Source organism: Streptomyces sp. P13-3-3 (genome assembly GCF_050571355.1).
Classification (GTDB): Bacteria; Actinomycetota; Actinomycetes; order Streptomycetales; family Streptomycetaceae; genus Streptomyces; species Streptomyces althioticus.
Genome location: NZ_CP192228.1, coordinates 2,842,746 through 2,854,804, shown reverse-complemented (window position 1 = coordinate 2,854,804; position 12,059 = coordinate 2,842,746). Strand labels below are relative to the sequence as shown.

The following is a 12,059-nucleotide window of genomic DNA, read 5'->3' as shown; positions in this document are numbered from 1 at the left end:
CTAAACGCGCGACGGCGAGTCGGGTGTGCGAGTAACGCCGTCACCCGGCGAAGGCGTCCACGCCGGTCAGCTCCGCCGACAGGGCCCACAGCCGGGCCGCCTGCTCGGGGTCGGTCGCCCAGTCCTTCACCCCGACGCGTTCGCCGTCGGCCGGGGCCGGCTCGGCGACGTCGCAGTCCTCCAGGTACAGGCCGCCCAGGCCCGCCAGCTGGGGGGAGGTCGCCGCCCACACCTGGGTCGCGGCGCCCTGCTCGGGCGTTTTGAAACCGGGCTGAGGGATCTCGTTGCCCTCCTCGTCGATCCAGCCGTTGGCGATCATCTCCTCGCGGGGGAGATGGCGCTGGAGGGGTGTGAGGATGCCGCCGGGGTGCAGCGAGAAGGCCCGGACACCGCGGTCGGCCGCGAGCCGGTCGAGGTGGACGGCGAACAGGGCGTTCGCGGTCTTGGCCTGCCCGTAGGCGTGCCACTTGTCGTAGCCCTGGCGCCACTGGACGTCGTCCCAGCGGATGCCGGAGTAGTGGTGGGCGCGCGAGGACACCGACACCACCCGGGCGCCACCGGGCTCGATCGCCGGCCACAGCCGGTTGACCAGGGCGAAGTGTCCCAGGTGGTTGGTGGCGAACTGGGCCTCCCAGCCGGGTCCGACCCGGGTCTCCGGGCAGGCCATGATGCCGGCGCTGTCGATCATGATGTCGATGGTCCGGCCGCCGGCCAGGAACCGTTCGGCGAAGTCGCGGACGCTGTCCTGGTCCGCCAGGTCGAGCTCGTCCACCTCGACACCGCTCAGACCGCCCAGCGCCTCGTCGGCGGTGGACCGGCGGCGGGCGGGGACGACGACGTGGGCGCCGGCCCGGGTGAGGGCGCGGGTGGTCTCCAGGCCGATCCCGGAGTAGCCGCCCGTGACGATCGCGAGCTTCCCGGTGAGATCGATGCCCGCCAGGACCTCGTCCGCGGTGCTGGCCGCTCCGAAACCGGAGCCGATCTTGTGCTGTCCAGTACTCATGTCCGAAACGCTACGAATTGGAGTGCTCTCGAAGTCAAGCGGACGAGGGGCGGTGCGTCCGGACAGGGAAGAGCCCGCGCCGGATGGGGGATGCCGGTCGGGGCGTCGAGGGACGGAGGCATTCCCTCAAACGACCCGGGCGAGCACGGTGCTACATGACATGGGCTCACGGTCACACGTCATTGAAGTTCCAGACCATGCCGACCTCTGCGTCCGAGACGACGACAAGACCGCAATCCTCTGTGAAGACGGTCATCGGGTTGTAGCCCGTGCTCTCCTGTGTGAAGTCGAGGGTGCCGGGCAGGCTGCCTCGCCTGCTGACGTTGGTGTGGTACGTGGCCGCGTCCCCGTACCGCGCGAGAACCGTGCGGGCCATGGCCCGCAGTTCGTCCGGGGTCTCGGTGAAGTACTGGAGGTTGTCCAGGGTGCAACCACCCTCGGTGAGAGCCAGGAGCAGGTTCTCGGCACTGTTCCGGTCGATCTCCTGGAGGCGCGGTGCCATGTACTTCGGAGGGTGGGCGACGAAGGGCCATGTGGGATTCTCCCGCCGCTCGGGGGCCTTCTCCGCGTCGTCGATGCGAGCCCATCCCCTGGGGTCAGGCACGGCCCGTGCCATCAGCGCGAGGACGTCGAGCGTCCAGTTCTCGTGGTGGCGTGGTCCCGTGGCGATGTACGCGGTCGCGTCCCGGTAAAGGTGGCGGACCGCGGCGTCCCAGGACGTCTGTTCGATGAACATGTGGTACGGGCCTTTCTCGGCATGGCTAGGGTTTGCAGGGCATCGGCGTCGTGACCGTGAAGGGCGGATTGCGACAGCTGTCGTACCTGATACACCCACCCGGGACCACCGGTAACACCGCAGACTGCCGAACCGCTCGCGCCACCAATTCCGCCCTCTCAGCCCCACCCGTTGTCCCAGGCAAGCGTTATCCTCGCAAGGCGCTTGTGACACGTGTGTCGTACGACAACGGGGGGTGTCCATGCTCGGCCGGGATCAGATGTTCCCGCAGGACTGTCCTGGGGGGCACCAAGGCATGTCGACGGGGGCGGGGGTCGACGTCCAGCGGCAACTGGAGTCGCTGATCCAGGACTTCCGCGCCGGCGATCCCCCGATGCCGGTGATCGTGCTGCACGCGGAGGAAGCCGCCGACGACGACCGTGTGACCGAGCTGGTCGACGAGCTGCGCGAAGGGCAGCAGAGTCACGGTACGCGCCTGGCCGTCGCCCCCACCGAGCCGCCGCAGGACGACGCGGATCCGGACCCCACCGCCCAGGCCGTACGGCTTCTGCGCGATCTGGGCGACAGCCGCAAGTGGGGCGACCGTTCCGCCTCCTACCGCCCCTACTCCTTCCCCCGGCTGGGACTGGTCCGCGCCCTCCAGGACGCCACCGACGACCCGGAGATGGACGAGCACTGGCCGACGGCCCCGGCGGGCACGCCGGACGGCAACGCCCAGCGCGAGCAGGCCCAGACGCAGCTGCTCCGCGTCCTCGCCCGGCAGCGCTGGCGCCCCGGCCGGCCCGAGCGCCGCAACCGGCAGGCGCTGCTCAACGACGTGCAGCAGTTCCTCCCCGCGGGCGTCCTCGGCGCGCTCACCTCCCTGCTGACCCGCCCCGAGTGGTACGTCGCCGTCCTCGCCGGCATCGGTCTGATGATCCTGCTGGCCGCACTGAACCACGTGCCCGGGCGCGCACCCCTCTTCCTGTGGCTGCGCAGGGAAAGCCGCTGGTTCCTGACCACGACGTTCCTCCAGTCGGCCGCCCGCCGGCAGTCGACCAGCGTGCGGCTGTTACGGCCGGTCCGCTCCTGGCGCGCCATCGCGGCCCGCGCCTACGATGTCGCCGAGGCCATGCGTGAGGGTGGCGTCTTCCCCCTCCAGCTGCACGTGCTGGCCCTCTTCGAAGATCTGCGGGACAACCACCGACGCGCCAGCTGGGACCTGCGCGGCCTCAAGCGGACCCGTCCGCCCGTGCTGATCCTGCGTCAGGTGAGCCGGGAGAACGGCGGCATCGAGCTGATCAGGGCGGTCAGCGACGTCCGCAGCCGGCGCAGCGAACTGGACCCCCTGCTGATCGTCGCGGGCGTGGCGGCGGACGACGCGCCGCTGCTCGACCGGGGCACCGACACCGGCACACCCCCGAACGGCGTCAACTCCCGTTCTCAGCTGCTCTCCCGCCCGGCCCGGCTCCAGCAACGCCTGCGGCACTGGTACGACGAATGGGCCGGGAACCTGCGCGCCGACCAGTCCCCGAGCCGGACCAACGCCCTGCCCTGGGTCCTGCGCATAGCCCTCCCCCACGAGGAACTGAGCCAACTGCGGCAGGCGGACTGGCGGTGCGTGCGGGCCCGGAACCGGCCGCCGGTCGCGCGGATCGTGTGGTCGGCGTACAGCCTGGCGCTGGTCCTCGCGCTGGCCGCCACCGTCGGCGTCGTGCACGCCCGTGACCTGCACCGCACCTACTGCTCGGCGGGTCTGCTGACCGCCGACCGCGACACCGAGCTGCGCCCCGCGCCGGGCGGCGGCACGGAGTGCGTCGGCATAGCGACGGGCGACGTGCGGTTCGGCTCCCACCTCAAGGGCGGATCCGACTCGGAGGGCGGGCGGCTGCGCGAGCTGGAGAAGCTGGTGCACGCCGAGAACGCCAAGGTGCTGCGCGAGAATCCCCGCGCCTACGTCACCGTGGTCTACGCGGGTCCGCTGAGCTCGGCCACGGTGGACCCGTCCCTGGTCAAGGGCGCGGAGGAACTGGCGGGCGTCTACCTCGCGCAGCGCGTGGTGAACGAGAACTACCGCGTCAAGCTACGCGTGTTGCTCGCCAACGGCGGCGCGGACATGGGTCACCAGCGCTTCACGGCCGACGCGATCGTCCGGTACGCCGACCGCGATCCGACGGTCGTCGGTGTCGTCGGGTTCGGCCGCGACCTGCAGAGCAGCCCCGCCGTGACCCGACGGCTCCAGGAGGCGGGCCTGCCCATGGTCTCGGGCACCAACTCGGCGACGTATCTGCCGAAGGACTTCTCCAACTGGATCAGCCTCGCGGCCCCCGACGAACACCAGGCGCAGGCGCTCGGCCTGGTCGCGCAGCAGCTGCGCGGCAACGGCGAGGCCCCGCACGCGCTCGTCCTGGCCCGCGACACCAAGGCGTCGCAGGACCGGTACACCAGTGAACAGGCGTACTACGGCGGGGAGATGCTGCGTGAGAAGGGCTTCCGGCTGCTGCCCTCGCGGACCTACCAGGTGGCGAACGGCAAGCCCGAACTCCGGCTGCACGCGGAGAGCATCTGCCGGGGTGAGGACGTCCCGTCGGTCATCTACTTCGCGGGACGCGTCGAGGACATCGGTCCGCTGATGACGCAACTGGGTGTCGAACCGGGGTGCGCGAGCCGGGAGATCTCGATTCTCACCGGGGACGACCTGAGCAAGGCCAAGTTCTCCGGCGTGGGCGGGCGGGACGGCGTGGCCCCGCGTATCACGCTCTACCACGCGGCGCTGGCCGAACTGCGGGAGGCGGCGTCCGGCACCGCCTTCTACCAGGACGCCTCCCAGCACCTCCCGTGGCTCGGGCCGGGCGAGGCGACCTACGACTCCCCCGGCTTCGCCAGCGGCCAGACGGCCCTCTCTCACGACGCCACACGCGCGCTGTACTGGGCGGCGAGCCTCGGCGACGTGCGCCAGAGCCGCGCGGCGACCTGGGTCAACCTCAGGGTCGTCAAGCTGGAGGGCATGGCCACCGGCACGATCGACTTCACGGACGCGCCGCTGTTCGGCGAGCGCCACGGCCACAGCATCGTCCTCGCCCGTGTCCGCAGGACACCGCAGGGGCTGTCGCAGGCGGAGGTGCTGTGCAGCAGGCCGGCGGGGGTGAGCAAGCCGCTGGACGTGAAGCAGTGCTCGATCAAGTGAGGTGAGCAGGCCGCGGCCGAGAGGCTCAGGCACGCGGTCACGGTGCTCAGGTTCAGGGGGTGACCACCTTGGCCAGGTCCACCGCCCCGTCGTCCCGCGGGTCGGGCAGCACGGCGTACCCCTGCCGCTGGTAGAGGGCGAGGTTACGGTGGCTGGCGGCCCCGGTGGTGAGGAGGACACGGCGGCACCCTTCGGCGGCGGACTCGGCGAGAGCGAGCAGCCACCGGCCCACGCCGAGTCCGCGCAGGTCGGGTACGACGGCAAGACGTCCGACGTGCAGGTCGTCGCCGTCCCGACGGGTGCGAACCATGCCGAGCAGCCGCCCGTCGCGCCACAGCCCCATGACGTCCCACTCCGCCAGCCAGGCGCGCACGTCTTCCAGGGTCTCGTGGAGCGCCGGGATGCCGAGGGTGTCGTTGACCAGCGCTTCCTCCAGCCAGCAGCAGCGCTGCAGCACGGTCACCTCGGCGGCGTCGTCGGGACCGAGAGGCCGGACGTAGGAACCGGGGAGCGGGCCGGGCATCGCGTCGGCGTGTCGGGGCTCGCGCATGGGGGTGAGGGCGTGGGCGACCCGTACCAGTTCCGCCAGCAGTCCTTCGGCCGCCTCGGCGTGACGCGCGTCAGGAGTGAAGCGGTCGTCCCGCATCGCGTCGGTGATCCGTATCGCGACGGTCGAGCCCAGCGGGATCAGACGCAGGGTGGTCACCACCTGCTTGGCGTGCTGGACCGCGCGGGTACCGGCGGAGGTGTGGCCGTAGCTGACGAAACCGGCGGGCTTCCAGGCCCATTCGGGGCCGAGGTAGTCGAGCGCGTTCTTCAGGGTGGCCGGCATGCCGTAGTTGTACTCCGGCGTGACGAAGACGAAGCCGTCCGCCTCGGCGACGATCCGGCTCCACCTGCGGGTGTGCTCGTGCCGGTGCACGCCGGTCGCCGGGTGCTCCTCCTCGTCGAGGAAGGGCAGGTCCAGGTCGCCGACGGCCAGCGGCACGAGGTCCACGTCGAGTTCCTTGGTGACCGGGGCGAGGGTGTCGGTCAGCCATCCGCCGACGGCGGGGCCGAGCGCGCCGGGCCGGGTGCTGCACGTCAGGACGAGGACGCGGAGGCTTTTCGTTGTCATGTAAATGAAATTAGCCGCTAGATTGGTTCCATGTCAACGAACGAGCGCCAAGACGAGGTCCGCTGGCTCACGGTCGAGGAGGAGCGCGCCTGGAGGGCCTACCGCCGCATGGTGATCGCGGTGCAGACCCGTACGGTGCAGGACCTCGCGGCCCACGGCCTGTCCGAGCCGGACTACGAAGTGCTCAGCACGCTGTCCGAACACCCCGACGGATCCAGGACGCTGCACGAGCAGGCCGCGAAGATGGGCTGGTCACGGAGTCGCCTGTCCCGGCACGCGACCCGCATGGAGGCGCGCGACCTCATCCGCCGCGCACCCGACCCGACGGACGGCAGGGGCTGCCTGCTGGTCCTGACCGAGACGGGCTGGGACACGCTGCGGGAGGCCGCTCCGACCCATCTCGACTCCGTCCGACGGCACTTCGTCGACCGGCTCGATGCGGAGGAGCTGGCGATGCTCGGCCGCATCGCGGAGAAGGTCGCCGACGAACGGTAAGGGCGCTCGCGAGCCGCGGCGGTCGCGGTCTGTCGTGAACTCATCAACTACGGCATGCTGGTCGCCGTCCGTGTCCGCTGACATCGCCGCGCGACGCACGTCGCAGTTCGGAGACAGCCTTGCGCTCGATACGCATCGACCTGGCCGGCCTCATGGCCCTGGTGGGCAGTCTGCTCGTGGCGGCACCCGCGCAGGCGGCGCCCGTGTTCAAGGCGCCCTTCGCCTGCGGCCAGAAGTGGACGTACAGCCACCACTCGGCCGAGGTCCGGCAGGCGCTCGACTTCGTCCGCAGCGACGGCGGCGCCACCGGCGGTGCGCCCGTCCTCGCCTCCGCGGCCGGCACCGCCACCCGGCACTACGAGGCCAACGGCGCCGGCAACTACGTCGTGATCGACCACGGCGGCGGCTGGAAGACCTACTACTTCCACATCAACGCCTTCTCCGTCGCCAACGGCGCCTACGTCGGCCAGGGACAGCAGATCGGCACGACGGGCAGCACCGGCAACAGCTCCGGCGCCCACATCCACTACGAGCAGCTCCTCAACGGCGTCGGCCAGCGCATCACCATCAACGGCACCGCCCTCGCCTACCCCGGGTCGTACGGTGGTTACCACCTCACCAGCGACAACGGCTGCGGCTCAGGCGGCCGTTACTGGGTGGACACCTTCGCCGACGCCACGGGCTACGCCCAGCCGAACACCGCCGACGCGCAGGGCGTCCTCAACGCGGGCACCAACTACGTGTACTGCAAGGTCTGGGGCCAGGAGATCCGCGGCGCGAACGGCACGTACAACCACTGGTGGCTGAAGACCGACCTCGACGTCACGTACGCGGGCAAGAACGGGCGCGGGGCGTATGTGTCCGCGTACTACTTGTCGCGGTGGGGGAACGACGAGGCGCGGGACAATGGCGGGGCGGTCATTCCGGACTGCTGACGCCGTGGAGCGGGGCTCGCCCGTCGTCACCGAAGGCGGCCCGCCCTGCTGGGCGCAGCCCGCGACGAACGCGCCGCCGATCACGAGTACCGCCACGGCCACCTTCGCCGTCCGGCTGCGCGCCACCTTGCCTCCCCTCACGCCCCACACCTCGCCGCAGCCGCCGTCCCTACGGAACACACGGGCTCGGCCGCGCCCCGAGAGCCATGTGAACACATTTGCGATGCGTGATGACGGCAGGTCATACTCCCCCTCCCACCACGCCGTTCCCCGCTGCCTTCCCAGCTCAGGAGTACTCGCCCCCATGGGTGTATCCGTTCGTTCACAGCTCCTCATGACGGTCACAGCTCACCAGGGCGGTGCGTGACCGTGGAGATCGCCCGCCTCATCGTCGTCGGACTGGTCGTGGCCGTGTCCGTCGTCTACTACCGCCGTGTCGCGGGAGGACCCTCCTCGCCCCGGAAATCTGCCCGCAGGGCCGAGGCCCTGGGCTTCCTGCCCCAGTCCGCCCAGAACACGCTGTATTCCGCGTCCGACGCCGAGTTGGAGCAGGCGGCCAGGGCAGCCGCGGCCCGGGGAAGCTGGGAACCGGCCGCCCGTCTGCTGGCCCGGACCAGGGAGCAGCGCGACTGGGCACGCCGTTCCCACTACGCCAACGTGCTCGGCACGCACCGGGCCGCGCAGCCCGGCAGCTGGCTGGACGACTGGGAGAAGTCGGCCGGCCCCGACGATCCGGACGCGGCGCTGGTCCGGGCCCGGGCGACGGTGTCCCTGGCCTGGCATCTGCGGGGCGGCGGCTGGGCCAAGGACACCAGCCGTGAGCAGGTCTCCGGGTTCATCGGCACGCTGACCCAGGCACCGCGGCTGAACGCTCACGCGCTGAAGGTCAACCCGGACGGCGACCCCTCCCCGTACATCAGCGAGATCTGGACCGCGCTCGGCCTCAACCACCCGCACGAGAGGATGCACCGCATCTGGGAGGAGGTCACCGCCCGGGACCCCCACCACTTCGGCGCGCACTCGGCGGCCCTCCAGTACTGGTGCGCCAAGTGGCACGGTTCGGAGAACCTGGCCGCGTCCTTCGCCCGGGAGGCCGCCGCCAAGGCGCCTGCCGGCAGGCTGCTCGCCGCGCTGCCGCTGATCGCGTGGTACGAGCACCGTGACAGCGCGGCGAAGGGGGACGACTTCCGCGAGCCGTACGTGTTCGACATGGTCGACGCCGCTCTGACGGACGTGTCCGCCGCGCCGCCGGACCACCCGGACGTCCCGGCCGTACGTCATCTGCTGGCCTACTTCCTGACCCGGCAGAACCGGTGCGCGGAGGCGCTGCAGCAGTTCCGGCTGGTCGACGGCTATGTGAACGCCCTCCCCTGGCGGTACTACGACGACCCGGCCGCCGTGTACTGCCTCTGGCGGGACCGGGCGGTCGCGGGCGTACGGACGCTCTGAGGCCTCGGAGGATATGGCTGCGGCGGCGCGGCCCGGACGTACCGGGCGCACCGCCGCGGCCGTAGGACCACCGCTCTCGCCCCACTCCCGGGTGACCCGGAGCGCCGTTCCCGTGCCCCGTACCGGTGTCGAAGTCCTGACGACTCCCAAGTCCCGTGCAGGCCATCCGTGTTCAAACTATTGACACGTGAATTACACCGGCTTTACGTTCCGGCCATCTGAGAGCGCTCTCAGAGCCTCCCCCAGTCACAACTTGAGGTGACTCATGCCATCCCCACGCACCAGACCGGCAACCGTTCTGCTGCTGGCGTCGGCCCTCGCCGTCGTCGGCCTGGGCCCGGCGGCCGCGCCCGCGGCGGCCGCCACCATCCCCGTCGGAGCGGGCAGTTACTCCGACACCCGGCCTGCCGGAACGTCCGGCCCCACGACCAACACGGGCACGCCGGTCACCCCCAAGGTGACCTCCGCCGCCCGGAACCGTCCGGTGCCCACCAACGACTGGTGGTCCTCCCTCGCGTTCCAGCGCTACGGCGACAACCCGTACTCGACCCCCATGTACGGGCACCCCCTCACCTACCAGGCCACCGCCGGCGGACTCGACGTCGGGTACCCGACGACCCCCGTGATCACCGGTGACGGCCGCCAGTACGAGTTCGCCCACAAGCGCGACCTCACCATCGGACTGACCGGCCTCAACTCCCCCGACACCAAGGCCGACGACTGGTCCGACTGGACGGTCACCCCCTACTGGTCCGACGGAACCCGGGCCCTCCGCACCACCATCGGTCACGGCTCGCCGTTCGTCTACGCCAAGGGCTCCGGCGGCAACGCCCAGATCACCACCGCGGGCGCGCCCACCGTCTTCGCCGACCAGGGCAACGTCCTCGGCATCACCGTCGCCGGACACCACTACGCCCTCTTCGCCCCGACCGGCAGCGACTGGAACGTCTCCGGTTCCACCGTCACGGCGGGGCTCGGTGGCAAGGACTACTTCTCCGTCGCCGTGCTGCCGTCCACGGGCGCGCTGGCGACGTTCAAGAAGTACGCCTACAGCTTCGTCACCGACTCCAAGGTGACCTGGAGCTACAGCGGCGGCACCGTACGGGCGACGTACACGCTCACCACGGAGGCGAAGGAGGGCAGCGAGCGCGGCACGCTCCAGGCCCTCTACCGCCACCAGTGGCTGCACACCACGGACGCGCTGACCTCGTACACGTACGTCTCGCCGCGCGGCACCATGAAGGTGCGCGAGGCGGCGTCCTTCTCGACCACCCAGAAGTCCGCGGCGGTCCTGCCCGCGCTGCCCAAGTCGGGCGGCGTGGACACGGCCCGACTGCGCGGCTACCTGAACGACGTCGTGAACGCCTCCGACCCCTTCTCCGGCGCGGTCGACACCTACTGGACCGGCAAGGCGCTCGGCCGCCTCGCCCAACTGGTGCCCGTGGCCGACCAGATCGGCGAGACCGGAATCCGCGACCGGATGCTGAACCTGATGAAGGGCAGGCTGCAGGACTGGTTCACGGCGGGCGGCGCGAACGAGTTCAGCTACGACCAGGCCTGGAAGACGCTCACCGGCTACCCCGCCTCGTACGGCAGTGACACCGAGCTGAACGACCACCACTTCCACTACGGCTACTACGTCTACGCGGCGGCGGTCATCGCGCAGTACGACCCGTCGTGGGCCGCGGACTCGGCGTGGGGCGGCATGGTGAAGACCCTCGTGCGGGACACCGCGAACCCGAGCCGTACCGACTCGGCGTACCCGTTCCTGCGCGGCTTCGACGTCTACGCCGGCCACGGCTGGGCCTCCGGCCACCAGGGCTTCGCCGCGGGCAACAACCAGGAGTCGTCGTCGGAGTCGACCAACCTCAGCGCGGCGCTCGTCCTGTGGGGCTCCGCGACCGGTGACACCTCGCTGCGCGACCTGGGCGCCTTCCTGCTGACCACGGAGTCGGAGTCGATCGCCCAGTACTGGTTCGACGCGGACGAGCAGGTCTTCCCGTCGTCGTTCGGTCACGACACGGCCGGCATGGTGTGGGGCAGCGGCGCCGCGTACTCCACGTGGTGGACGGCGAACCCGGAGGAGATCCACGGCATCAACGTCCTGCCGGTGACCGGCGGTTCGCTGCACCTCGGCGGTGAGAAGGCGGCGATCCGGCGCAACCTCGCCGAGATGGAACGGGAGAACGGCGGCCCGGCCGTCGAATGGCGCGACCTGCTCTGGGAGTTCGAGTCGTTCGCCGACCCGGCCTCGGCGAAGGCCAAGTGGGACGCGAGCAACGGCAACTACACCCCGGAGGAGGGTGAGTCGAAGGCGCACACCTACCACTGGCTCAACACGCTGGCCGCGGTCGGCGCCCCGGACGCCACGGTGACGGGTGACATCCCGACCTCGGCGGTGTTCACCAAGGGCACGACCCGGACCTACGTGGCCCACAACCACGGTTCCTCGGCCAGGACGGTGACCTTCTCGGACGGCAAGACACTGTCGGTGCCGGCCCGTTCCACGGCGACGAGCACGGGCAGCGGATCCACGGACCCGGACCCCGACCCGGAGCCCGAGCCGCCCACCGGCAACACCTTCCAGCTGCGCGCCGGCGGCGTCCTCACGACGGCGACCGGCGGCACGACGGGCAGCGACACGGTCCCGTCGGCGAACGGCGCCAACCACGACGGCACGCCGTACCAGCCCCTCGTCTACGAGGTGCGCGGCGTCAACGGCACCCTGACCTCGGGCGGCCAGACCTCCTTCCGCCTCCAGGTCGACGCGGGCACGTCGGTCGGCCTCGGACAGCAGGCGCGGGTGAGCTACGACTTCACGGGCGACGGCACGTTCGACCGGACGGAGACGTACCACTACTTCGCGACCGACCCGGTGACGGGCTGGGAGGAGTACACCCAGGCCCGAGGCCTCAAGTCCGCCACGGGCTCCCTGAGCAACCTCAGGGGCGGCACGGTGCGCCTGGAGGTGTGGAGCGCCATCGGCAACGGAGCGTCGAAGCTGCAGACGGGGACGGACAAGTCCGTGGTGGTGATTCCGTACACCTGAGTGTGTCTGTGAGCTGCTGGTGGGGACCGGCCCTGAGGGCCGGTCCCCATCGCTTCGGACGCCGGGGACGGGGATAGGGTCACGCCCACGACTGGCCCCCGGTACAGGA

At 70.8% G+C, this 12,059-nt stretch carries 8 protein-coding genes; 5 read left to right on the top strand and 3 right to left on the bottom strand.

The features are described 5' to 3' along the window. Nucleotides 1-40 precede the first annotated feature (40 nt). Together ACQZOG_RS12990 and ACQZOG_RS12985 are read right to left on the bottom strand one after the other, a co-directional pair. Nucleotides 41-1,003 (bottom strand): SDR family NAD(P)-dependent oxidoreductase, encoded by a 963-nt coding sequence (locus ACQZOG_RS12990; RefSeq protein WP_430741507.1) that lies wholly within the window; start codon nt 1,001-1,003, stop codon nt 41-43. A 172-nt stretch (nt 1,004-1,175) separates the two neighbouring features. Further along, complete coding sequence (locus tag ACQZOG_RS12985; protein WP_058917368.1) at nt 1,176-1,739, bottom strand: hypothetical protein; 564 nt, start codon at nt 1,737-1,739, stop codon at nt 1,176-1,178. Nucleotides 1,740-2,034: 295 nt separating this feature from the next. Between ACQZOG_RS12985 and ACQZOG_RS12980 the strand changes: the two genes are divergently transcribed. Beyond that, nucleotides 2,035-4,905, top strand: a complete 2,871-nt coding sequence (locus tag ACQZOG_RS12980; protein ID WP_033277786.1) for an ABC transporter substrate-binding protein — start codon at nt 2,035-2,037, stop codon at nt 4,903-4,905. 52 nt (nt 4,906-4,957) lie between these two features. Here ACQZOG_RS12980 and ACQZOG_RS12975 read toward each other — a convergent pair whose 3' ends face one another. After that, nucleotides 4,958-6,022, bottom strand: a complete 1,065-nt coding sequence (locus ACQZOG_RS12975) for a GNAT family N-acetyltransferase (RefSeq protein ID WP_430741506.1) — start codon at nt 6,020-6,022, stop codon at nt 4,958-4,960. A 30-nt stretch (nt 6,023-6,052) separates the two neighbouring features. On the opposite strand from ACQZOG_RS12975, the gene ACQZOG_RS12970 reads away from it, so the two are divergent. The 4 genes from ACQZOG_RS12970 to ACQZOG_RS12955 all read left to right on the top strand — a co-directional run bounded on the left by ACQZOG_RS12970 (nt 6,053) and on the right by ACQZOG_RS12955 (nt 11,950). After that, entirely contained in the window at nt 6,053-6,517 is a 465-nt protein-coding gene (locus tag ACQZOG_RS12970) for a MarR family winged helix-turn-helix transcriptional regulator (RefSeq protein ID WP_037642720.1), read from the top strand. 152 nt (nt 6,518-6,669) lie between these two features. Continuing rightward, on the top strand, nt 6,670-7,452 hold the full coding sequence (locus ACQZOG_RS12965) for a M23 family metallopeptidase (protein ID WP_430741873.1): 783 nt from the start codon (nt 6,670-6,672) through the stop codon (nt 7,450-7,452). Nucleotides 7,453-7,815: 363 nt separating this feature from the next. Continuing rightward, a complete protein-coding gene (locus ACQZOG_RS12960) occupies nt 7,816-8,901 on the top strand; it encodes a hypothetical protein (RefSeq protein WP_352377495.1) in 1,086 nt (361 codons plus the stop codon). Nucleotides 8,902-9,166: 265 nt separating this feature from the next. After that, nucleotides 9,167-11,950, top strand: a complete 2,784-nt coding sequence (locus tag ACQZOG_RS12955) for a glycosyl hydrolase (protein WP_399567313.1) — start codon at nt 9,167-9,169, stop codon at nt 11,948-11,950. Nucleotides 11,951-12,059 lie beyond the last annotated feature (109 nt).